The 24,365-nt window shown below is 35.5% G+C and carries 24 protein-coding genes and 1 pseudogene; 6 read left to right on the forward strand and 19 right to left on the reverse strand.

The features are described 5' to 3' along the window. Positions 1 to 35 precede the first annotated feature (35 nt). Positions 36 to 692 (reverse strand): hypothetical protein, encoded by a 657-nt coding sequence (locus BST93_RS07420; RefSeq protein WP_042278181.1) that lies wholly within the window; start codon positions 690 to 692, stop codon positions 36 to 38. A 99-nt stretch (positions 693 to 791) separates the two neighbouring features. Between BST93_RS07420 and BST93_RS07425 the strand changes: the two genes are divergently transcribed. Further along, complete coding sequence (locus BST93_RS07425; RefSeq protein WP_105018661.1) at positions 792 to 2,126, forward strand: aspartate kinase; 1,335 nt, start codon at positions 792 to 794, stop codon at positions 2,124 to 2,126. Positions 2,127 to 2,130: 4 nt separating this feature from the next. Here BST93_RS07425 and BST93_RS07430 read toward each other — a convergent pair whose 3' ends face one another. The 10 genes from BST93_RS07430 to BST93_RS07475 form a co-directional block, all read right to left on the reverse strand. Then, positions 2,131 to 2,679, reverse strand: a complete 549-nt coding sequence (locus BST93_RS07430) for an acyl-CoA thioesterase (RefSeq protein ID WP_060522872.1) — start codon at positions 2,677 to 2,679, stop codon at positions 2,131 to 2,133. A gap of 64 nt (positions 2,680 to 2,743) precedes the next feature. Beyond that, positions 2,744 to 3,112 (reverse strand): DUF8785 domain-containing protein, encoded by a 369-nt coding sequence (locus tag BST93_RS07435; RefSeq protein ID WP_105018662.1) that lies wholly within the window; start codon positions 3,110 to 3,112, stop codon positions 2,744 to 2,746. Beyond that, positions 3,109 to 3,816: a DUF3307 domain-containing protein gene (locus tag BST93_RS07440; protein ID WP_105018663.1), complete on the reverse strand. Its 708-nt coding sequence runs from the start codon at positions 3,814 to 3,816 to the stop codon at positions 3,109 to 3,111. The genes BST93_RS07435 and BST93_RS07440 overlap by 4 nt, the downstream gene beginning before the upstream one ends. Beyond that, on the reverse strand, positions 3,800 to 4,423 hold the full coding sequence (locus BST93_RS07445) for a SatD family protein (protein WP_105018664.1): 624 nt from the start codon (positions 4,421 to 4,423) through the stop codon (positions 3,800 to 3,802). Before BST93_RS07445 ends, BST93_RS07440 begins: the two co-directional genes overlap by 17 nt. 103 nt (positions 4,424 to 4,526) lie before the next feature. Further along, positions 4,527 to 5,972 (reverse strand): DNA recombination protein RmuC, encoded by a 1,446-nt coding sequence (locus BST93_RS07450; protein ID WP_105018944.1) that lies wholly within the window; start codon positions 5,970 to 5,972, stop codon positions 4,527 to 4,529. A gap of 75 nt (positions 5,973 to 6,047) precedes the next feature. Further along, on the reverse strand, positions 6,048 to 7,715 hold the full coding sequence (locus BST93_RS07455; protein WP_105018665.1) for an RluA family pseudouridine synthase: 1,668 nt from the start codon (positions 7,713 to 7,715) through the stop codon (positions 6,048 to 6,050). After that, on the reverse strand, positions 7,716 to 9,536 hold the full coding sequence (locus BST93_RS07460; RefSeq protein WP_105018666.1) for an ABC transporter ATP-binding protein: 1,821 nt from the start codon (positions 9,534 to 9,536) through the stop codon (positions 7,716 to 7,718). Continuing rightward, positions 9,537 to 11,252, reverse strand: coding sequence for a phospho-sugar mutase (locus BST93_RS07465; protein ID WP_105018667.1), 1,716 nt, complete (start codon positions 11,250 to 11,252; stop codon positions 9,537 to 9,539). A gap of 95 nt (positions 11,253 to 11,347) precedes the next feature. Then, positions 11,348 to 12,310: a glycosyltransferase family 2 protein gene (locus BST93_RS07470; protein ID WP_105018668.1), complete on the reverse strand. Its 963-nt coding sequence runs from the start codon at positions 12,308 to 12,310 to the stop codon at positions 11,348 to 11,350. Between the two features lie 3 nt (positions 12,311 to 12,313). Next, positions 12,314 to 12,817, reverse strand: a complete 504-nt coding sequence (locus BST93_RS07475; protein ID WP_105018669.1) for a DUF4199 domain-containing protein — start codon at positions 12,815 to 12,817, stop codon at positions 12,314 to 12,316. 218 nt (positions 12,818 to 13,035) lie between these two features. Here BST93_RS07475 and BST93_RS07480 point away from each other — a divergent pair, with 218 nt between their 5' ends. Beyond that, positions 13,036 to 13,290 carry a type B 50S ribosomal protein L31 gene (locus BST93_RS07480; protein ID WP_042278201.1) on the forward strand — a complete coding sequence of 85 codons (255 nt, stop codon included), beginning with the start codon at positions 13,036 to 13,038 and terminating at the stop codon, positions 13,288 to 13,290. Between the two features lie 95 nt (positions 13,291 to 13,385). Here BST93_RS07480 and BST93_RS07485 read toward each other — a convergent pair whose 3' ends face one another. The 8 genes from BST93_RS07485 to BST93_RS07520 all read right to left on the reverse strand — a co-directional run bounded on the left by BST93_RS07485 (position 13,386) and on the right by BST93_RS07520 (position 18,748). Further along, a complete protein-coding gene (locus BST93_RS07485; RefSeq protein WP_105018670.1) occupies positions 13,386 to 13,910 on the reverse strand; it encodes a DUF421 domain-containing protein in 525 nt (174 codons plus the stop codon). 72 nt (positions 13,911 to 13,982) lie between these two features. Beyond that, positions 13,983 to 14,198: a hypothetical protein gene (locus BST93_RS07490; RefSeq protein WP_105018671.1), complete on the reverse strand. Its 216-nt coding sequence runs from the start codon at positions 14,196 to 14,198 to the stop codon at positions 13,983 to 13,985. A 117-nt stretch (positions 14,199 to 14,315) separates the two neighbouring features. Next, a complete protein-coding gene (locus BST93_RS07495; protein WP_042278208.1) occupies positions 14,316 to 15,179 on the reverse strand; it encodes a sigma-70 family RNA polymerase sigma factor in 864 nt (287 codons plus the stop codon). Between the two features lie 244 nt (positions 15,180 to 15,423). Then, positions 15,424 to 15,828 (reverse strand): hypothetical protein, encoded by a 405-nt coding sequence (locus tag BST93_RS07500; protein WP_105018672.1) that lies wholly within the window; start codon positions 15,826 to 15,828, stop codon positions 15,424 to 15,426. Continuing rightward, positions 15,825 to 16,202 (reverse strand): DoxX family protein, encoded by a 378-nt coding sequence (locus BST93_RS07505; RefSeq protein WP_258150499.1) that lies wholly within the window; start codon positions 16,200 to 16,202, stop codon positions 15,825 to 15,827. Before BST93_RS07505 ends, BST93_RS07500 begins: the two co-directional genes overlap by 4 nt. After that, positions 16,202 to 16,585, reverse strand: coding sequence for an alkyl hydroperoxide reductase (locus tag BST93_RS07510; protein ID WP_105018674.1), 384 nt, complete (start codon positions 16,583 to 16,585; stop codon positions 16,202 to 16,204). Before BST93_RS07510 ends, BST93_RS07505 begins: the two co-directional genes overlap by 1 nt. 53 nt (positions 16,586 to 16,638) lie before the next feature. After that, complete coding sequence (locus BST93_RS07515; RefSeq protein ID WP_105018675.1) at positions 16,639 to 17,760, reverse strand: GNAT family N-acetyltransferase; 1,122 nt, start codon at positions 17,758 to 17,760, stop codon at positions 16,639 to 16,641. Positions 17,761 to 17,764: 4 nt separating this feature from the next. Next, entirely contained in the window at positions 17,765 to 18,748 is a 984-nt protein-coding gene (locus tag BST93_RS07520) for a transporter (RefSeq protein WP_105018676.1), read from the reverse strand. An 87-nt stretch (positions 18,749 to 18,835) separates the two neighbouring features. Here BST93_RS07520 and BST93_RS07525 point away from each other — a divergent pair. From BST93_RS07525 to BST93_RS07540, 4 genes and pseudogenes are all read left to right on the forward strand, one after another. Next, positions 18,836 to 19,111: pseudogene (locus tag BST93_RS07525) on the forward strand (DUF4834 family protein); the annotation flags it as partial. 30 nt (positions 19,112 to 19,141) lie between these two features. Continuing rightward, positions 19,142 to 21,601, forward strand: a complete 2,460-nt coding sequence (locus BST93_RS07530; RefSeq protein ID WP_105018678.1) for a YfhO family protein — start codon at positions 19,142 to 19,144, stop codon at positions 21,599 to 21,601. Continuing rightward, positions 21,601 to 22,890, forward strand: a complete 1,290-nt coding sequence (locus BST93_RS07535) for a glycosyltransferase family protein (protein ID WP_105018679.1) — start codon at positions 21,601 to 21,603, stop codon at positions 22,888 to 22,890. Before BST93_RS07530 ends, BST93_RS07535 begins: the two co-directional genes overlap by 1 nt. After that, positions 22,881 to 24,344, forward strand: coding sequence for a lipopolysaccharide biosynthesis protein (locus tag BST93_RS07540; protein ID WP_105018680.1), 1,464 nt, complete (start codon positions 22,881 to 22,883; stop codon positions 24,342 to 24,344). The genes BST93_RS07535 and BST93_RS07540 overlap by 10 nt, the downstream gene beginning before the upstream one ends. Positions 24,345 to 24,365 lie beyond the last annotated feature (21 nt).

A 24,365-nucleotide genomic window follows, 5' to 3' on the forward strand; every position in this document is an offset into this window, starting at 1 on the left:
GTAAAAGCTATAGCATAAATTGTTTGTATTTCAATTTATGACTTATAGCTTAATTTTTTTATTGCAGAAAAAGCTTTCTCAACCATGTGATCTTCAACAAGTACACTGAACTCATTTGTAGTAGAGATTACCTCGTATAACGAAATACCTTCCCAAGCAAACCTCTTAAATATTTGGTAGTATAGACCTGGGATTTTAGTATTAATTTCAGGTAATCCGATACTTATCGCGCATAAATTTTCTTGAAGTCCAATAAGATGTTCACTAGTAAAATGCTTTTCAATTTTTTGTTTTTGACTGGCAGAAATCACGAGATTACTCTCATGTGTACCTCTGGAAAAGCCATAAAATACATTCGTCTCTATGGATGATATCATCTTACTATGGCTTATCATCAAGGTACTCGAGTTCTGAAACGTATAGTCAACCAGATTTGAGCGCACTGTTATATCACCTAGATTTTTTAGAACCGTTTTTAATTTATTAGAGTGTCTTAAATTGTTGGGTGGATTATAACGTCTTAATGCCATCATTACTGCTCCTGTCTTGATAGGTTTCCTCAGCATATCGCTTATAGGTTCTCGTAGCTCTTCAGCAAGTGCTGAAAAGTTGATTATACGTCTGGCAAGTGCTTCTTCTAAAAAGGGTTGTGTGAGTAATATCTCCTCAACACATTCTGATACAGTTTTCATTTTGTTAATTATATAACAAGTTGTATAATTTTATTCAAATATCAGTAATAATTTACTCAAATTGCAAGTCAGACGTAAGTTTGCCAAAAATTTATTGAAATGTTGGTATTAAAGTTTGGTGGTACATCAGTAGGCTCTATTGAAAATATGAACAATGTGAGATCTATCATTAACGATGGCACACAAAAGATAGTAGTACTATCGGCCATGTCTGGAACGACTAATGCCCTAGTTGAAATATCGGAACAACTCAATGCAGGTGATCGAGATAATGCGCTAGAATTAATTGAAGAACTACTTGTCAAATATGCTCAAGTGATAGAGGATTTGCTTCAAAATAAACAATTGAAAGAAGAAGTAAGCAAGTATGTGCTGTCTGTTTATGAAACGCTCATAGAGCAAACGAAAAGCAAGTATAACGAGCTAGTTCATAATACGATAGTTGCGCAAGGTGAATTACTTTCTACATTTATATTCAGCCGATTCTTAATTCAAGAAGGTATTAATGCTGTTTTATTACCAGCACTTGATTTTATGCGTGTGGATCAACAACATGAGCCTGACTCTTTTTACATTCAACAAAATTTGAACAGGATTATTGATGATAATCAACAAGCTGACATTTATATCACTCAAGGTTTTATTTGCCTAGATGTTCAAGGTCAAATATCTAATTTACAACGCGGTGGTAGTGATTATACCGCATCTATAATAGGAGCAGCAATCCAAGCAGAAGAGGTCCAAATTTGGACTGATATTGATGGGTTTCATAATAATGATCCACGGTACGTTGAAAATACAACCGCTATACAAAAGATATCTTTTGATGAGGCGGCTGAGTTGGCTTACTTTGGAGCAAAAATTCTGCATCCACAAACCGTCATGCCGGTTAGAGATTTGAATATTCCTGTAAGATTAAAAAACACGATGGTACCAGATGCCTATGGGACATTAATTACTCAACAAGTACATGGTGAAGGGATCAAGGCTATAGCCGCAAAGGATGGTATCTATGCTATTAAAATAAAATCGGCGCGCATGTTGCAAGCCCATGGATTTCTTAAAAAGGTATTTGAAGTGTTTGAGAAATTCCAAACTCCTATTGACATGGTCACTACTTCAGAAATTGCTGTATCGTTAACCATAGATGATGCAACTCATATAGATGCTATTTTTAATGAACTTGAACAAATAGCGAGCGTAGAGGTTGATGCAGGAATGAGTATTGTATGTTTAGTAGGAAATAATATAATCTACCATCAGGATACACCACAATTATTTAATATCCTTCAAGACGTTACAGTGCGCATGATCGCTTATGGTGGTAGCAATAACAATATTTCCTTATTGATTAATACGGAATATAAGAGAAACACTCTGCAAAAATTACAGAGTTATGTTTTTGAGTCGGAAGAGAAGATGGTGGTTGCCTAAAACGTTACAATTTTACCTGAACATTATAGTTTTTAAACTCTTCTAGGTATTTAGTGTCAGAGAAATTTGCCTCGGCGATTTCTTTGGCACTTTTGATTTTAATTTGTTTTCTCTTTATAGCACGAGCAAACCTTCTTACGTGAGTCTCGTTAGTAATTTTAAGTCCTGGTACTGTCACGGTATTTCCATTTTCATCTTTGGCAACCATGGTTAAAAATGAAGAATTACAGTGTTTTGACTCACCAGTCTGAATGTTTTCAGAATCTACTCGTATACCTACTACCATCGAGGATCTTCCTACATAGTTGACTGATGCTCTAAGAGTCAACATTTCACCTACCTCTATTGGAGCTTTAAAATCCACTACATCAACACTTGCTGTAACACAGTAATGACCACTGTGTTTTGATGCGCAGGCAAATGCAATTTGATCAATTAATGATAACACATAACCACCGTGAATTTTTCCAGAAAAATTAGCATTTGACGGCAGCATGAGAATGGATAACATTACTCGGGACTGCTCTGGTGATTTAAATGTTGATGAACTCATGGCATGTTTATTTTAAAGTGTTTGATCGTTATTACGCTTTCGCGAAAGCGTAATCCATCACAAGTTACTCGCGATTAAAATGAGGGCTTTGTTCTTTACTGACCTCAGTAATGAAATACTTTGTATCACCCCAAAAAAAGAAAGTGCCAAATTTTTCTTCGTATTTTAATTTTACGTATTGACCTTGATACTCTTTTAATTTCTCAATGACCTCTTTTTCATGATCCATCACTGAAAATGAAAATATTTGAGCACCGCTTATACCTTGAGAAATTTCACCTTCCCAAGTTTTAACCATAACACCTTTACTGGAGAATTTAATTAATTCACCGGTACGGTATCCGTCGGAATAGGTGGCATAGTACAAAAAGGTGTACCATAGAACGGCCATAATTAAAATGGTGGCTAGAATTACTCCTAAAATACGTTTCATGCGATATAATTTTTAAAGAATAGGCCAGTTAAAATGGCGATACCAAAACTAAGCAATGTTCCTATTAAGACATACTCGGTGAGCTTCATATTTTTTGCCTTGCTTAAATCACCAAATCTAAAAACCGATTTTGCAGTGAGTAATAAACCGACGGCGCTAAAGTTATCGGTGATTACAAAAACAAAAATGAGTAATCGCTCAATAATTCCTATCCAGCGACCTGCATTTTTGAGCCCATAGATGCCAGTATCTTTTTCGGTTAATTTCCATCGTGTGAAAAACACTTTGAGCATAATGGCTACTGGCGATGTAAGTAGTACTACACAAGTAATTAAAGGTATGGTATAAGCTGGAAAACTATCTGGAACGATCTCGTTTTTTCCTAAATGCAAATTGACGAGTATTAGTATAACGATAAGATGTGCCACTTGATCTGCGGTAAACATCCAGCGTTTGTTTTTCTTTCTTGTCAATTTAATTTTGAGCGCATCTATAAGTAAGTGAGTAGCGGTTATAATTACTGCTATGTACCACAGTTCTAGATCCCATATAAGTACAAGACTTAGTAAGCCGTGTATCAAAGCATGTAGGTATAAGTGATAGGATGATAATCCGTCTTTTTCCTTCTTCTTAGTAAAGCTATCGGATTGCAGGACAAAATCTCCTAATAAATGAGCGAGCAGTAATTTAAATAGTAGTTCCATGATTGATGTCCTTAAAATAATACTTTTCAAATAACTCCAATAGTGCCTGTACCTCTTTTAATTGTACTCTATCTAATCTACGGCTGGCAGTAGATTGTTTTATTCCTAGTCGTTCACCTATTTGTTGCTGAGTTTGATCGGGATGATTTAAAACCTCAAAAAGAACTTCGGCGCCATTATTTGTCCAACTATCCATAAAGGTAAGGGCTAGTTGTAACGACGTGTTCATATAGGTGTCGTAGTGAGTATTACTACTACTTACCATTATATTTTGTTTTAATTCTTTGAGAGAATCTAGTAAAGCACCAGATCTTGTAAATGCACTACCTGTTGATATGGCAATGTTGTTTTGTATTAATTCTACATCACCTAATCCTATAGCCATGCGTGCAGCTATTCCTTTACGTTTAAGAGCTGTTTTTATTTTTAGACAAACTAGTAACGCCGTTGAGGTTTCTTTTATAAGTAGCTGAAAACTGTCTCCTCTATAAATGTGAAATAAATCAACTTCTTGAAGTTGGTTAAGTACTTTATCGAGCTCATTTAAAAAAAAGCCAGCTTCCATTTGTTGAGAAGATATGATGTCTCCTGCAATAATAGCATTCATACCATTACATGTTTAAGTAATACTTCAAATATATTACATTATAGTGTAATAAATAGAAATATTACATTTTTATGTAATTATTATATAAGAATTAGCTATTGATCTAATCATTAGACTCAATTCCTAAAATATCAGGATCACTGTCAACAGCCCTTTCTACCAGCTTCTCGTTGAGGTGTTTATTAGCTTTGGCTCCTAATTTTCTAAGTTTTTCAACACGACCTACTAGATTACCAGAACCTTCTGTAAGCTTGTTCATACTAGAAGAATATGTTTTTTTAACAGTATCTAGTTGAGTTCCTACTTTGATTAGATCTTCTGTAAGACCTACAAACTTATCATAAAGTGCGCCGGCAGCATTGGCAATATCTAGTGCATTGCGTTGTTGCTTTTCGTTTTGCCACATTGTGTCAATAGTACGTAAGGTAGCTAGTAGGGTAGTAGGTGTCACAATTACAATATTCTTTTCAAAAGCATCGCTGTACAAACTGCTATCTGTATTAAGCGCCATGGCAAAGGCAGGTTCTATAGGCACAAATAACAATACAAAATCTGGACTTTCTATTCTATATAGATCGTGATAGTTCTTGCCCGATAAATCACTTACGTGTTTCTTAAGCGCGTTAATGTGTTCTTTAAGATAACGTTCTTGTAATTGATCGTCTTCTTCATTTACATAGCGTTCATAGGCATTAAGAGAGACTTTACTATCTATAATCATCTTTTTGCCACCAGGTAAACTCACAATAACATCAGGAAAAACAGTCTTACCATCTTCTGTTTTGAAGCTTTGCTGCACTTCATATTCCATGCCTTTTTCTAGTCCAGACTTTTCCAGCACACGTTCTAAAACAAGTTCACCCCAATTCCCTCGCATTTTGGCATCACCTTTAAGCGCTTTGGTTAGGTTATTTGCCTCGGTGCTCATTTTTTCATTGAGCTCCTTTAAACCTATAATTTGCTGTCTCAAGGCACTTTGACGGTCGATCGTGTCCTTATGAGTGTCTTCCACCTTTTTTTCAAAACTCTTGATTTTCTCCTGTAGCGGATTTAATATTTGTTCAATACTTTCCTTGTTTTGACTGGCAAACTTGGTGCTTTTCTCTTCTAAAATTTTGTTAGCTAGATTCTCAAATTCTTTAGTGAACTTTTCATTGAGCTTCTCAATTTCTAGTTGTGCCTCAGCATGTTTTTCTTCCGCTTTCGCGAAAGCGGTACGTTGCTCTGCGAGCAACACATTCAAATGTTCCTTTTCGCGAGCTACTTCCTTGAAATCTTCATTGAGCGATTCGTAGCGTTTAGTTAGTTCCTGTAGGTTCTCCACCTTACTCGCTACTTGCCCTTGTAAGGTATTTTGCTCTAATTTAAGTTGATCTCGTTCTTTGGCTACTTGTAGCACCTCTGTGAGTTGCGTTTCTAATTGCTCTTTGTTGTTACGTAGTAAGTTGACCTCACCAGAAAACTTAGTTTTAGAAAAAAACCAAGCGATGACAGCACCTAAAACAGCACCAATTAAAAAAATAAATAACCAAGAAAAATCGTCAAACATAAAAACAGATTTAAACCTTAAAAATACATCAGTTGGTTGAGTACTAAAATCACTTTTACAAAGTCTTTTCCACAATTAAAAAGGACTAGGTGCTTCAAAGGTCATTTTTTCTTTTGTGTAAGGATGTACAATAGTGAGTTCTTGAGCATGTAGGTACAACCTGTCCTGTTTTGTTCCATAAAGATCATCACCTTTTATAGGTGCGTTCAATCCCTCGTGATGAGCTGCATGAACTCTTAATTGATGGGTGCGCCCAGTAATTGGATAAAAGTTTACTTTGGTATATCCGTTTTTAACCTCTATTACTTCAAATTTTGTTCTAGCATTCTTACCATGAACGGGATCTACAAGTTGGTAAGGTCTATTGTCTAGATCTACTCTTAAGGGTAATGAAATAAATCCATCTTGGTTTTGAACGATACCATCTAAAACCGCAGTATATTTTTTACTCACAGTTCTCGTGATAAACTGCTCTTGCAGTCTTTTATGTCCTTTTTTATCTAGAGCAATAATCATAATTCCAGATGTTGACATATCTAATCTGTGCAGAATCATAGGACCTGTGGCATTAGGATATCTTGCTCTCATACGTTCTTCAACACTATCGGAAATATTCTTACCTCGAACTGATAAAAACTCTGCTGGTTTGTTAATGACGACTATATATTCATCCTCATATATAAGTTCAATTACTTTACCTATTGCTGGGTTTTGTAACATGGGATTTTCATCGACTTGTAAACCTTGTAACATATGCAGGAGTAATGGCTCACATTTTGAACGGCAGGCTGGATAGAAGTTACCATGTTTACGCACCTGTGATGGTGGTGATTCCCCATACCAGAATTCGGCCATGCATATGGGTTCTAGTTTGTTTAAATAAGCGTATTGTAATAGTTTGGGAGCGCAGCAGTCACCAGTTCCCGATGGAGGGAAGAAAGGAGGAACGTTTTTAAAGATATCTAATGCCGTTCTCGATTCGCCTTTTGCATTCAGAAAGTTGTACTGTTCAAAAATAAAAGATTGTAAATCATTTGACTTTTCCTTGCGCAAAGATTTAAGTCTAGAGATTTCCTTCTCTTGATTTGTAACAATGGAGCCGGCTTTGGTTGCTTTTTCCTCTAGATAAGCACGATACTCTCTCAAAAGAAACTTTTCTTTCATGCTCTGATCGTGGTGTTTTTTGCGTAATTCTTCTAGATCTTCAGGTTGACCAAGCGCTAGGTTTCTAGATTCTTTTCTAGCTTGCTTTTGTTTTTTATGCTTGGCTATTTGAGCCTGTATCTTTTCCTCGTTTTCTTCTAGAATTTTTTGATACCTTATTTTTTGAGATAAAAACTTCTCATCATGTTCTAGTTGGTAAATACGATCATTGATAAAGGCAAGTTCTTTAGATTCAATGGCATACCTGCCAGTAGTTTCAAACATATTATACACTAGCGGTACAAAATAGTTATTTTCCTGTTCACCTGTAATTACACCAGAGAAAGCAGTTAAATAGCCCAGCTCACCTCGTGAATCTTTTACCACTAAAACACCAAACATTTTACCCAAATGGTGTTTATAATTTTTTGGACCAAGATTTAAATCAAAAAACCAATTATCAAAACTTTCTAGGTATTCCTGTAATTCCTGACTCGCTATACTAGCTAGTTCATGAGGTTTATAATAAAAAGGAAATGTAAACCTATCTGGTAATTCAATACCTGATATGTCCTTTGAAAATCTATGTACTAGTGACATTTATCCCAGACTTTGCATTTCAACTAGAGTGTGATAAAGACCGTTTTTGGATAATAATTCATCATGAGTTCCTTGCTCTACAATTTGCCCTTTCTTCATTACCACAATGTGATCTGCGTTTTGAATAGTAGATAGTCGGTGTGCAATAACTACTGATGTTCTATTTTTCATCACACGCTCTAGCGCATCTTGCACTAGTCGTTCGCTTTCAGTATCTAGTGCGCTAGTAGCTTCATCTAATATAAGAATAGGAGCATTTTTAAGAACTGCTCTTGCGATAGAGAGACGCTGTTTTTGACCACCGCTTAATTTACCACCGCTGTCACCTATATTTGTGTGTATACCATTAGGAAGATCTTTTACAAATTCCCAAGCATTAGCAATTTTTAAAGCCTCAATAATACTTTCTTCACTGGCATTTTTGTCACTCAACGCGACATTGGCAGCCACGGTATCATTGAAGAGGATAGAATCCTGTGTAACTAATGCCATTTGGTCTCTTAGACTTTTTAAACTAACATCTTTAATATTGTGTTCATCAATAGATATGGTGCCATTTTCAATGTCGTAAAACCTGGTGAGTAAGTTAGCTATCGTACTTTTACCAGAGCCAGATTGACCAACCAGTGCGACGGTACTTCCCTTTGGTATATCAAGACTGAAGTCTTTAAGTACTGGTTCATCAACGTATGAAAACGTAACGTTTTTAAGTTGTATCGCTTTCGCGAAAGCGGACATCTCAACAGCACCTTCTTTATCTTCAATCTCATTCTTTGTATGGAGTATTTCAAGTACACGCTGCGCTGCCGCATTACCTTCTTTTACTTGATAACTTGCTTTTGAAAGAGCCTTGGCTGGTGTTAATATGTTGTAAGCCAAAGCCATAAAACCAATAAATGTGGTAGGGTCTATACTTTCTTCTGTGAGTACCAGTCTACCACCAAACCAAAGCAATACTCCAATCATGAGAATTCCTAAAAACTCACTCACTGGACTAGCCAATCCTTTTCTGTGATTGAGCTTGATTGCATATCTATTCATGCGCTGCGTGCTACTCTCAAATGTTTCTTGTAAACGTTCTTCTGCATTGAAGCCTTTAATTACTTTCAAACCACTTAGGGTTTCTTCTAAAAGGGACAAAAAGTAACCTTGCTCTCGCTGTACTTGACTACTACGGTTTTTTAATTTTTTACCCAATCTAGAAATCAAAAATCCAGAGACAGGTAAGAATAAAATCATAAAAATGGTAAGCTGCGGACTTAAGATGATCATTAATATTAAAGTGAAAATAATATTAAGTGGTTCTTTTATAATCAATTCTAGAATCGACAAAAAACTATGTTGAATTTGTAACACATCGGCACTTGTGCGTGCGATTACATCACCTTTACGCTTTTCAGAAAAATAAGAAATAGGCAGATTTATGATTTTTGCGTACAAATCATCACGTATATCCTTTAATACTCCATTTCTCAAATAGGCAATAAAGTACATTCCTAAATAACCAAATAGATTTTTAAGGAAGAAAAGTGATAGAACTAGGGCGATAACAACTATTAATGCTTGTTCTTTACTTTCAGTTTGAGTGGTTACATAATATCCTAAGTATCCTTTGAGATAGTCCATGCCGTTTTGAATTCCAGTCCAAACAGGTTCTTCGGTAATTGCTTGTGTTTTGTCAAACAAAACATCTAGCATAGGGATTAAGGATACAAAGCTCAATGCTCCAAATAGAGCAAAGAGAATATTAAAAGTAATATTCAATATTCCTGAGGTTTTGTAGGGCTTTGCATACCTCAGAATTTCTTTAAAATAATTCATTTATTGAATGTCTAAATCTTTAAGTACAGCGTCTATTTTATTAATTAATTGTTGCTGTGTTGCTTTGTAATCTTCTGGATTGGACAATCCAGTTTTAGTTGAAATATAAAATTTGATCTTAGGTTCTGTACCACTAGGTCTGGCTGCTATCTTAGTACCGTCTGCTAGATAAAATATAAGTACATTGGACTTTGGAACTTCCATGGTTTCTTTTTTATCCAAATGCTTATTGTACCTAATACTACTGGAGTAGTCTTCTGTTATGATAACTTCTTGACCAGCTATCGTTTGTGGTGGCTGTTCTCTTAAGTCAATCATCATTTGCTTTATTTCTGCAGCACCAGATATACCTTTTTTTACTAGAGCAACCAGTTTTTCTTGATAAAGACCATGTTGCTGGTAAAGTTTGATCAAGTCCTTGTAAAAGGTAGAATTATTTGCTTTAGCTTGCGCGTACATTTCACAGGCTAGTAGTGCTGCGGTTACAGCATCTTTGTCTCTTACAAAATCACCTACCATATATCCAAAACTTTCTTCTCCACCACCTATAAAATCTTGATTTGGATGATCTTTAATCATTTTGGCAATCCACTTAAAACCAGTTAATCCTTCCTTACATTCTACATCATAAGCCATAGCCAAATCATGCATCATCGGTGTACTTACAATGGTAGAACCAATGAAAGGATTGATTAATGAACTTAGATCAGCTTTTTTAAGTAAGAAATCGGTCATGGTGATCATGGTTTGATTACCATTAAGCAATACCATGTTACCATCATTATCACGCACTGCGACTCCTAATCGGTCACTATCGGGATCAGTTCCTATAACCATATCAGCATTAATTTTATTGGCAAGTTCTACTGCCATTTGTAATGCTTCAGGCTCTTCAGGATTAGGAGACTTTACGGTAGGGAAATCACCGTTAGGTATAGCTTGTTCCTTAACAACGTGTAAATCGGTGTAACCAGCTCTTTTAAGAGTTTCAGGAATTAATGTAATGCTGGTACCGTGTAAACTGGTAAACACAATTTTTACTCGGCTACGATCTACATCACCTGCAACTTTTGCAGCTTTTATACTATCTTCAATAAAGGCATTATCATCCTCTGGAGTTAATAATTCTATGAGTTTATCATCACCGTTAAAGTTGATATCTTTAAATTCTAACGAATTAATGAGTTCTAGCAATTCTTTATCCTGTGGAGGAACTAGTTGTCCGCCGTCCTGCCAGTAGACTTTGTAACCGTTGTATTCTGGCGGATTGTGACTTGCGGTGAGTACAATACCTGCATGACAATCTTTACGTTTTACGGTGTAAGAGAGCAGTGGAGTAGGGCGCAATTCTTCAAATAAATAAACTTGAATACCATTTGCGCTAAAAACTTGAGAGACAGTTTGAGCTAATTCTTTTGAATTGTGCCTGCAATCATAGGCAATAGCCACTTTTATTTGTTCTCCTGGAAATGATTTTTTAAGATATTGAGAAAGTCCTTGAGTGTTTTTTCCTAATGTGTACTTATTAATTCGGTTTGTACCAACTCCCATTATTCCTCTCATACCACCAGTACCAAATTCAAGGTCCTTGTAAAATGACTCTTCTAATTGAGCTATATCTTGATCAATTAGATGTTGTGTTTGACTACGTGTTTCCTTATCAAATGGTTCTTGAGTCCAAGTTTGGGCTACATTCAAGATTTCTTGTTTATTCATAATCATTGATTAGAATTGCAAAGATAGGAATTAGTAGCAATGCTAGCTTTTAAACTCTTACATAGAGTTTGTTAAACTACATGGTGGTCATTCTCCTAATGATCTAGTTTCTCCTCGATAAAGTAACGGCCGCTTTGGTTACCACTGCGCAATATCAACTCTCCTAGAAAACCTGCAATAAAAAATAACGTACCTAATAACATAACGGTAAGCGCAATAAAGAACCAAGGATTGTCAGTCACAAGATTATAGGGTAAATCATTGTATAATCGGTAAAGTTTTGAAATGCCTACATATCCTGCGATTACAAAACCAATTAAAAACATAACGATGCCTAAACTACCGAATAAGTGCATGGGGCGTTTTCCATACTTAGACAAGAAGCCAATGGTAATTAGATCCAAAAAGCCATTGATGAATCTTTCATATCCAAATTTGGTACTACCATATTTCCTAGCTTGATGAACCACAACCTTTTCAGTAATATTCTTAAAACCGGCATTTGCGGCAAGAACGGGAATGTATCGGTGCATTTCACCGTGAACATCAACATTCTTTACCACTTCACGACGATAAGCCTTTAAACCGCAGTTAAAGTCATGCAAGGTTAATCCACTGGTTTTTCTTGCAGCCCAATTAAATAATTTACTAGGTAAGTTTTTGGCAATGACACTGTCATAACGTTTCTTTTTCCAACCACTTACTAAATCAAAACCTTGCTCTGTAATCATTTGGTACAATGCCGGGATTTCTTCAGGACTGTCCTGTAAATCGGCATCCATTGTAATGACCACTTCACCTTTTACAGCAGCAAATCCTGCGTGTAGAGCTTGTGATTTTCCATAGTTAGTGAGAAATTTAATGGCGTTTGTGTTGTTATGCTTTCGCGAAAGCGTACTCACTACATCCCAACTATTATCAGTGCTACCGTCGTCAATAAACCAGATATCGTAGGTGATATCTGTTTGTTCCAAGACGCGTAGAATCCATTGATGAAGTTCCTCTAAGGATTCCTCTTCATTTAAAAGAGGGATGACTATGGACAGTTGTTTACTCACGATTTAAACCTGTTGTGGGCGTTTTTTTCTTAAAATCAAACCTACGATTATTCCAGGAACCAGCAGTAGTAATATTTTCATGACTGTAGAAAGAGAGAACCCTTGAAAACTTAAATCCATTTTTTGCGGCTTTGGTATAGTCAATCCTGCTGCCTTACGCTCTTCATAAACTTTCATGGCAGCGTCCTGCACTGTGTTTTGTAATTCAGGATCTATTTGTGTGTAAATCAAATAAATGGTTGCTGATTCTACAATGCAAATTAGTAAAATTGCCAAGAAAAAAGCTGCTACTGCTTCACGTGTTTGAATAAAACCTTTCTGACTGATTTTAGCGTGGATTTGCGCGCCAAAACCAAAGCCCAGTGGCCATAGTATATGTGCAAATACACTTATTAAGGGATTTAGAAAATTACCTGTTTTCCAGAATATAAGATAGGTGGTAACCATTACGATTGCTCCTATAATCCCGTAGGATAATCCAATCTTTTTAATTTGTGGAGGCAGCATGTATATTCATTTTATTTCAGGCAAAGATAGTTACTGTGCTTTTGTTATGTATAAGAGAAACTTGTTTAAAATAAGTTTCCATGTTTTAGCGCTTAGTAAGTAGTAGAAAAACTAAAAAATGCTGATATTTGCGTTTCAAGCAACATATTTTTTTAAAAGATGTTGTATTACAAATAAAAAAGTTTAAATTTGCACCCGCAAAAAGAACAAGTATAGTCATGCAAAAAGGAATACACCCAGATAATTATAGACTAGTAGCATTTAAAGATATGTCTAACGATGAGATCTTTATCACTAAGTCTACTGCAGATACTAAAGAAACTATTGAAGTGGATGGAAATGAGTATCCACTAATCAAATTAGAAATCTCTCGTACATCTCACCCGTTTTATACAGGTCAGAGCAAGCTTATCGATACTGCTGGTCGTATCGACAAGTTCAAGAACAAGTACGCAAAATTCAAAAAGAAATAAGGTTTACTTATTCAGAATATACAAACGCCTCGAGATTTCGAGGCGTTTTTTTATGCTTGTCTTTAAGTATTTTTAGTTGTCTTTTTATAAGCTCTTTAATTATCCTTGACGCCTTGTAAAATTTTATCGTGCAAGTTTGCATTACTTGCATCATCACAGTGTAATACTGAGATATCTCCTGTTGTTTCCAAAACTACCGCTACTACTTGATCTAGGCGGATAACATTAGCCTCTCTTAATTTTGCTATTAATTGATCTTCATGTACGTGAGCTTTTTTAAGATTGTCATAAAGAATTTCCTTTCCTTTCATTAACAGAATAGGTTGGTTTGAAATACTGCTTTTAATTTTGGAATTACGTTTTTGGATTATTGAAACAATTAAAGTAAGTAATAATAAGGCCGCTATTGCTGTAAAGCCTTGAGCAACTGATGTCGATGAGGTTAAAATAGAAGAAACAATACTACCTATCGCTACTGTGATGGCAAAGTCGTAAGTAGTAAATTTTGCAAATGATCTTAATCCTACAATTCGCGTTATTATAATAATCAAAATGAAGATTGCCACACTACTTACTATAGTTTCCCAAATAGGGTCGTCGCTTGAGTAAATAAAATCCATAAAACTGTCTTTTCTTTAAATGTAGTAGAATTCTGAAAAGGTGATAGACTACTTAAGGTAGAAATAACATTTCTATTTCTTTTTTCGCTGTTCCTCTTCAGTACGAGTCATTAACCAATAAATCACGTAAAAGATATTGAAAACTCCTGCTACAAATGCCCAGAACACACTTCTATTGCGAGTCCAAGAACAAACCACGGCAAGTGAGGTGAATATGGCGGTTCCTATTGAAACTCCAGAAGCGGTAAGGGTTTCTTTAGAATCGTTGAGTATAATCAGAGTATTCATGTTTTTATTTCAAGAAAAGAAATTTTATCAATAGATATTCCTAAAACAAGTTTAAAAATATCTAAAATCAAAAACGCCTCGATTTCTCGAGGCGTTATAATAAAAAGTAGGGACTGATTACCCTAAATATGACTTAAGGATTTTACTTCTTGAGTTTTGTCTTAATCTCTTAATACCTTTTTCTTTAATCTGGCGCACGCGCTCACGAGTTAAGTCAAAAGTTTCACCTATTTCTTCAAGACTCATAGGTTGTTGATTTCCTATACCGAAGTAAAGGGAAATAACATCTGCCTCTTTTTGAGATAAGGTTTCAAGTGCACGCTTAATTTCTAACGTTAACGACTCGTGTAATAATTCCTTATCTGGATTAGGTGACTCACCACTGCGTACAACATCGTAAAGGTTTGATGTTTCTCCTTCTTTAAGCGGAGCATCCATGGATACGTGACGACCAGCGTTTTTAAGAGATTGCTTAACGTCGCTCACTGTCATATCTAGCTCTTTTGCTAGTTCTTCAGGTGATGGTGGACGCTCGTGCAATTGCTCAAGGTGTGAAAATGCCTTATTAATCTTGTTAATAGAACCGATCTTGTTCAATGGTAGGCGCACGATACGTGACTGCTCTGCTAGTGCTTGTAGAATAGACTGACGGATCCACCATACTGCGTATGATATAAATTTAAATCCACGAGTCTCATCAAATCTTTTTGCAGCCTTTACGAGTCCGGCGTTTCCTTCATTAATTAGATCTGGCAACTTAAGCCCTTGATTCTGGTACTGTTTTGCTACAGAAACTACGAATCGTAAGTTTGCAGTAGTCAGTCTTTCTAGGGCTCTTTGATCACCTTTTTTAATGCGCTGAGCTAATTCTACTTCTTCCTCTGCGGTGATAAGATCAATTTTAGAGATGTCTTGTAGGTACTTATCCAGCGATTTAGACTCACGGTTTGTAACCTGCTTGGTGATTTTGAGTTGTCTCATGTAGTAATGAAAGATTTATAAGGGTTAAACAACTGACAGCTTTTGTCAGTCTTAAATAAGTAGCAAAAATCATGCCGTTCACTTACTTGCTGACTAATCTTCAGCCTAGTAATGGTGTGACTTTTACACAATTTAATTAGTCGTAAAACATCCGATTTTATTACACCTAGTGTTTAATTTTTTCACAGAATTATTCCTTAATTAACTACACTTCTATATTTCAAACGATTGAGAGGCGTTATAATTAATTTAATAAATGCATTAAAAGAAAGATTGTAGTCCATAAAATAACTCTCAACCAATTCTTTCTGGTTAATTTAATACATGTCTCCTTTTTATCTGGATGTAAATCAATTTCTCTGTGTAAAGGAACGTAAATGACCATTGTTGTCACCCAAGTAAGGATAACTAGTGCAAAATAGATCGCATTAACAAAAGAAAGATCGTTCCAGACTAAATAAATGCTGATAACCAATTGAATAATCATCATAGGAGCAACTATAAAGGTTATGTTGCGTGTGTAGATCTTATGCCATTTTGATAAGGATTCACTAGTAAAGTACTCAAAGCTGGGATAAATTAATAATTGAACAATCCAAATAAGTACTACTAATCCAAAATCGATTGCAAGTTGTAAGTTTTCTATCATTTTATAGTTCTTATTTTATAAGCCCAGTAGATTAAAAATGGATGGATAATGACAAGTCTTAACCAACCTATCCAATTGGGTAAACAAAATGATCCCGCACATCCTTCATTTTGAATGAAGTATATATGAGCAGGGATGAATGCTACTAGCATTATAATGGTGATTTGAGAAGCTAGTTTTCGCGACTGCAAAGGAAGTGGAATCCATATGAGAACTGCTACCAATATTTCTAGTGTTCCTGATATATAATTAATTGCGCATGGGTAGGGTAAGTAAGAAGGAATCACTGTGTGGTATACTTCAGGAAATATAAAATGAAAAACCCCAGCTATTCCATAAAAAATTGAAAATAGATATAGCGACAACTTTTTCATCAGGTTAATTTCCATTTATAATCGGTATGTACCTTTTTGAGTATGAGATAAAATGGTATCCACCAGATAAAGTCATTTGTAATTAAGGTATAAATAAATTCAAAAGGTACTGTGTCTTGTAGATAGTTGAATACGAATCCAATCGGTCCAAAAATTTTACCTAAAAATCCAACGGCGACTATGGGCCAATGTTTCATTGGGTTGTAGCTAGCCCACCAATAACCTAGACCATAAACACCTATTACCATTCCCATTCCTTGCCATACCATGGGATGATTAAGTGGTTGCATTCCTACTAACTCAAAAAAATGATTAGGAAAAAGTACTACCCATGAACCCCAAAGGATATTGTAAATTGCTGCTAATTGTAAGGTAAGCTTCATTGTTTATTCTCTTAGTACGATCTGTTTAGTCAAGCTTACTCATTTGTAAATTATCACACCAGGTCCTTACGATATAAACGTCTTCTTTTATGCAAAACTGGATCGTAATTCTTCCATAAAGATTGAACAGCAATATTATCTTCTAATTCTGGATTTGTTTCACAAAAGGTGATCCCATTATCCATGAAAGTTTTTGCTACATTTCTGAATATTAAAGCAGTTACTCCTTTTCCTTGATATTCAGGATCAATACCAATTAGATAAAATGCGGCACGGTTATTTTTTCGTTTAGCTCTAAGTAAATGTATAAATCCGAATGGTAATAATTTACCTTTGGCTTTCTGTAAAGCTTTAGAAAATGAAGGCATTGTTATAGCAAATGCTACTAATTTGCCATTGCTATCTACTACACATTTAATAAAATCAGGATTTATAAAAGGTAGGTATTTTTCTTTATATAAATCTATTTGATATTGCTGGATAGGCACATAGGTTACCAATGACGAATAAGTTTTATTCAATAATTCGAACATCTCGTCCACATAAGGTAAAATATCCTTAGTCGATTTAAATTCTAGAGGTTTAAGGCCGTAACGTTGCATGATGATATCAGCAAACTTGTTGAATTTTTCGGGAACTGGATTGGGTGGAGTGAATTTGAATTCGATCCAGTCCGCACTTTTTTTGAATCCTAACATCTCCATGTGTTCCATGTAGTAAGGATGGTTGTACCATGTTATCATGGTGCCTAATTCTTCAAACCCTTCTACCAGCATTCCTGCCTTGTCCATGTTAGAGAAGCCAACAGGCCCTTCTATAAATTCTAGATTTTTTTTGTGGCCAATTTTTTCGACTGCATTTATTAACGCTTTTGTAACTTCAATGTCATCGATCATATCCAGCCATCCATACCTCATTTTAGGTTTTTTCTGATCATTAATCTCAATATAATTAATGATACCAGCGATACGACCTACAATTTGTCCATTTTTATAAGCAAGAAATAACCAGCAATCAGCGTTCTTGAAAACCTGATTTTTCTCTGGATCAAAGTTTGCCATTTCGTCTTTGACGATTGGTGGTATGTAGTAGGGATTGTTCTTGTATAATTCCAGTTGGAATTGAACGAATTTTTTAATGTCTTTCTTTGAAGAAATCTGTTTAACTTCTATCATATTCTTATCCTCTTCCGTCTGGGTTTTGGTTTTCTTCTAGATTAAGCTTGTTTTCCTTGTTTTTCTTTTTGCGTTTGTTCCCACCTTGTGAACCGGATTGTTTTATCTCAGGATCTTTGTGAAAGTCGATTCTATAGGACATTCCTAAATTTACTTGGAACACGGTAGGTGTATCTTTAAAGTTTACAGTCACACTACTATCGACCTGCCAGTCTTTATTAATCAAGTAAGTAGCACCGCCACGCGCTAGATCGTCACTATAGAAATCTGATTTAAAACCTTGATACTCTCCAAAAAACGCCCATTTGTTGTTGATACTATGTGTCATGGTAATGATCCATTGCCATGAAGGAAAATCAGTTCCTAGACGATCTACTCCAAAATTTGTAACTAAAACCCATCGACCCCAATTGTTTTGGGTGATTAATTCAATTCTGGGAGAGAAGGTAGGGTCCTTGGGTGGAGTAAGTAAATTATTATCGCTCAAATCAATATTGGCGCCAGCATATATAGCTAGTGCAGGAATTAGATCTTTCCAATTCAAACGATTATTGGCATGATAGCTATAAAGATTGATTTTCTTTTCACCAAATACACGTTTAGGATCAAAAAACATATACTTTGCACCCAAAGTACTTCTAGAAAAGTTATTAAAACTGAATTGAGAATTTCCAAATCCGGTTATTTGAGTTTGTTCCACACTAGCGAATCTTCCTATATACGAGAATTCTAGTTCTTCAAAAAAGGCACCGTATCGCAATTGAAAATTTAAACCATAATAGTCACGTTCATAACGTTGAATTACATGTTCTTCAGTACGATAAAATACATTTGCTTCGACTTGCGCTACTCCAGTACCCAAAGCATAAGCACCTTGAGAAAGACCGGGATTATTTGTGTTTATTGTTTCCGTATATTGCGCTTGTGATAGAAAAGGTGTAACAAAAAGCGCCGTAATTATACTTATTCTATAAATAATTGCGTTCATGGATTAATATCTATGAGCCAAATTTAAGATTTATTAAATACTATCTATCTACTGATATTTTATTTTTGATAGAAACATTTCGTTTTAACTCTAATGAAGACATTTTTAATCATCCTTATGGTCTTAATAGCCTTAAGGATTTTATTTAAGATATTCCGTAAACCTATACTAGCCTGGCTGGGTAAAAAAGCGATGCAACGTTTTCAAAAATCTTTTGAAAAAAGAGCAGGTTTTAACAATCCATATTCCGCTACCAATAAGTCAGAAAACGCATACCAAACACCTGATAAATCATTTAAAAAAGCTCGCTCCAAAGAAAAGAAAAAGGTCGGTGAGTACGTCGACTTTGAGGAAATTGATTAATTTCCCACCATTAACCATATAACCTTCTTCATGAAGCTTGATTTTAAAAAAATCTGGCCGCACTTTATCGCTATCGCGATTTTTTTAATTGCAGCCTTAGCTTACTTCAGTCCTGTTCTAAGCGGTAAAAAATTATACCAAAACGATATTGTTCAATATAAAGGTAATGCCAGTCAGTTACTGGATTATAGAGCACAAGGTGAGGATATTTATTGGACCGATTCCGCTTTTGGTGGTATGCCTACTTATCAGTTAGGAGCAAGATATGATTACGATTTTTTTGATACTATTGATAGGACCATAAGGTTCCTGCCACGTCCGGCAGATTACCTCTTTCTCTACTTAATTTCCTTTTACATTTTAATGCTGGTAATGCGCATACCATGGAAAATAGGGATCATAGGAGCACTCGCATTTGGATTCTCCACCTATCTTATTATAATATTAGGCGTTGGTCACAATGCCAAAGCCCATGCGATAGGCTATTTCCCACTTGTTCTATCAGGAATTTTACTAGTCTTTCAAAAACGCTATTTATGGGGTTTTATGCTCACCGCACTGGCGATGGGACTAGAGTTACAGGCTAACCATCCACAGATGACCTATTACCTAGGGCTTTCAATGGTAATTTTAGGAATTGCTTATTTTATTGATGCAATTAGAAAAGGCTTATTGCTACATTTCTTTAAGAGCACAGGTATACTGGTAGTTGCAGTTTTATTGGCATTTGGTACAAACAGTGCAAATCTCATGGCAACCAGTGAATATTCTAAGGAAAGTACACGTGGACCATCTTCTATTTCTATTAATGCTCAAGGCGAAAGCGTGGAACCACAACAAGCTTTACCTTACGATTATATCACAGAGTACAGTTATGGTTTAAGTGAAAGCTTAAATCTTATCATTCCAAGTTTTGCCGGTGGTGGTAGTGGAACAACGCCAGATGCTGACTCAAGAAGTATGAACTATCTTTTGGGGCAAGGAATACCAGCAAATTATGCCCAAGAGTTTCTTAATACTAATGTAAGTACTTATTGGGGAGCACAGCCTATAGTTGAAGCGCCTGCCTATCTAGGAGTAAGCGTGGTTTTTCTTGCTGTTATAGCTTTATTTCTGATTAAAGGAAGATTGAAATGGTGGACATTAGGGTCTATCCTTTTAGCATTATTACTTTCCTATGGAGATAACTTCTCGTTTTTGACTAAATTCTTTATCCAGTACGTACCATTTTATGATAAATTCAGAGCAGTTACATCCATACAGGTCATTATAGAATTCTTAGTGCCTTTTCTCGCCGCGGTTGGATTATATCATATATTCAATGACAAGACACTAGCTGTTAAACGTAAAAAAGCATTACTCTTTGCTACCGCAGGGTTTGGTGGTTTTTTGTTGATACTAATTCTACTTGGCGGTAAACTATTTGATTTTGCTGGTCCGTCAGATGGTTATTTTGCTCAAAATGAACAACTAGGAACCTTATTTGTAGAAGCCCTTAGAAAAGATAGACTTAATATGATGCGAGCTGATGCTATCAAAGCACTTGTAAGTATTTTGATAATTGCTGCTATAATTTACACGGCACTCGAGAAAAAAGTTACAGAAAAGGTTGCTTTGATCGTTTGTGCCTTGGTAATACTAATTGACTTAGTAAGTTTTGACTTACAATATGTGAATGAAGAGGACTATGTCTCTGCAAGAGAATATGATAACGCATTACCCTACACACAAGCTGATGCTCAAATACAACAAGATCAAGGGCATTTTAAGGTATATGATTTACTGATGAGCCCTTTGACTAGTGCTCGCGCATCAAAATTTCATAAAGCTTTGGGTGGTTATCACGGTGCTAAACCTAGAAGATTTTACGATTTGCACAGGTTTTATTTTGAAGATGAAAATACGAGACCTATTGGAGTAACCGCGCAAAACATTCAATTGTTGAGTATGCTAAATGCTAGGTACGTGATCGATCAAGACAGTACAGGAGTATTGGCCCAGCGCAATCCATTAAATTTAGGTCCTGCTTGGTTTGTAAAGGATTTAAAAGTAGTTGAAAATCAAAATGAAGAAATACTACAGCTTAAAAATCTGGATGGAGATAATCACGCCTACATCACTAAAGACCAATATGAAAAGTTAGGCAGTCCTATTATAAAATTAGACTCTGCCGCTACCGTTAAATTGACTTCATATCATCCAGAGAAATTAACCTATACTACTCAATCTAATGAAGATGGTGTAGTGCTGTTTTCAGAAATGTATTATCCGCATGGATGGCAAGCAACTGTTGATGGTAAAACAGTTCCTATAGTTAGAGCTAACTATGCTCTAAGAGCCATTGCTGTTCCTGCAGGAAAACATGAAGTAACAATGAAATTTGAACCTGAAGTTGTTGCAACAGGAACTAAAATTATGCTGGCAAGTAATGCGCTACTATTACTGTTATTTATCGGTGGATTGTTTTATGAATTTCGCAAGAGTAAATAATGAATAAATCCTTAATTCTGGTTACGTATTACTGGCCACCTGCTGGTGGTCCAGGAGTGCAGCGCTGGCTTAAATTCATAAAATATCTATCGCATTACAACTATGATATAACTGTTGTCATACCTGAGAATCCAGATTATCCTGTAGTTGATTCTTCATTGAATAGCGATGTTCAAGAAAACATATCTATTATAAAAGTTCCAATAGCGGAACCTAGTAAGTGGTTGGGTAAGCTTTCGCGAAAGCGTACTAAAAAATTACAACGTGGCATACTTGATAAGCAACCATCCTGGAAGGAAAAAATCGCTTTGTTTATAAGAGGTAATTTCTTTATACCAGACGCAAGAATTGGTTGGAAGAATCGCGTGGTCAAGGAACTAAAAGATAGAGTCAATAATTCCAGCATTATCATTACAACAGGACCGCCGCACTCTGTTCATTTGGTTGGATTAGAACTCAAGAGGATGTTGTCACAGTTGAAGTGGATAGCAGATTTTAGGGATCCATGGACCACGATAGGTTATCACAAATCACTACGACTTACTCGTATTGCAAGACGTAAACACGAATCCTTAGAACAAAAGGTACTGGATGCTTGTGATCATTTGTTAGTCACTAGTGAACATACTAAACAAGAGTTTGCAACGAAAACTCACACACCTATACGAGTAATTACCAATGGATTTGATAGGGCTGTAAACTCAATGACTCAACAGCCGCCTGGTGAATTTACCATGTCTCATATAGGGACCTTGCTTTCTGATCGTAATCCACATGTGTTATGGCAAGTTCTATTAGAATTGACTCAAGAAAACGAGTTGTTTAAATCTCATTTCAAGCTAGTACTTGCAGGAAATGTAAGTGATGAAATATTAAAAAGTATTAAGGTTTATAACCTGGATCCTTATCTCGAAAACCATGGTTATGTTAAACATGATGTGGCATACAGCCTAATGAAGGCAACTCAGTTACTATTACTTATTGAAATAGATTCTAAGGACACACAAGCCATAGTACCTGGTAAGTTATTTGAATACTTGGCTAGTAGAAGACCTATAATTGCCCTTGGACCTTCTAATGCCGAAATTAAAACTAGGGTAGAGAAGGCAAAAGCTGGTTCTTTTTTCACCTATAATGCTAAACAAGATCTTAAAAACTATATTCTTTCTAGATTTAATGATTATTTAGAAAATAAGAATACTGGGATTGATGCAACTGATATCGAGCAGTTCCATCGTAAGAATCTTACACATAGATTGAATCAATTGATAAATGAGGTATGGGAATAGTAATTAAACATAGCGCGTGGAATTTTGGCATCACAGGAGCTGGTTTTTTACTAGGAGCTGTTAATGTATTATTACTAGCCACTACTTATTTAGATGACGAATATTATGGATTATGGGGTTATGTATTATCCATGGCATTCCTGCTATTTCCACTTATGTCTTTTGGGATTCACAACACAATCGTAAAAAACTTTGCTCATTTTAAAACTAAAAAGGAGAAAGATACTTTTCTTACACAAATGCTCTTCTGGCCATTATTAATAATTATACCTTTCTTTTTTTTGCTATACTTTAATCAAGACCAAGCAAGGCTTTTCATTTCTAGAGAAAATCAGATAACGGGTGATTTTCTTTGGACGATTCCTTTAATAGCTGTTTTTCAAGGTTACTTCGAAATTTTTTATGCTTGGTCCAAAGTACATATGAAGACAATAGGTGGCAATTTCCTTAAAGAAGTTTTTTATAGGTTATCTGCTACTGTCATGCTTATTCTTGTAGCAACCCAAATCATTACGCAAGTTCAATTTATCTATAGTCTAGTTCTTATTTATGCTTTGAGAGCTTTTCTCATGAAGATTGTGGCTTATAGAATTTATTATCCAAAATGGCGTTGGGGTAAATTACTAGCTACTAAGGAACTAATTACTTATTCCTTATTTATGATTATAGCTGGATCGGTAGGGACGGCCATGCTAGATTTAGATAAAGGAATGCTCAATCAATTTAATGAAATTGAGAATATTGCCTATTATAACGTTGCAATTTTTATAGCTGCGGTTATAGCAGTGCCTGCTCGAGGAATGGCGCAAGTTTTACATCCACTAGTTGCTAGTTATTATGCTGCTAACAACACCACAGATTTAGAGAAATTATATAAACGTAGTTCTCTTAACTTAAGCATCGTATCTGGTTTTTTGCTTTTAATAATTGTTTGTAATGTAAATGAGTTTTACAAACTACTGGAACCTGAATTTAGTATTGCGATACCGGTAGTGTACTTGATAAGTTTGGTTAAATTTTCTGAATCACTTTTAGGAAGTAATAATGCTATATTATACAATACTAATCTATATAGAGTGACACTTTGGATGGGTTTGTGTTTGGTACTAGTCGCCGTAGGTTTAAACATATGGCTTATTCCCATTTATGGATTGGTAGGTGCTGCCATTGCAACATGTGTTGCCTACTTGAGTTATTCTCTTGCAAAAGTCCTTTACGTTTATCACAGACTTTACATTCATCCCTGGACACCACAAACCTGGAAATCACTACTGATAGTGATTGTTGGGGTACTTTTATTTGTGTTTTGGGATTTTAGTTTAAATGTATATCTTAACATAGCACTTAAAAGCATTTTAATCACAGCTTATTACATACTAGCTATTTTAAAAGGTAAGGTGAGCTATGAACTTACTGGTTTATACCAAAAGTATAGAATAAAAAAAACTGCCTGATTGCTCAGGCAGTTACAACTT

Source organism: Nonlabens tegetincola (assembly GCF_002954355.1).
Lineage (GTDB): Bacteria > Bacteroidota > Bacteroidia > Flavobacteriales > Flavobacteriaceae > Nonlabens > Nonlabens tegetincola.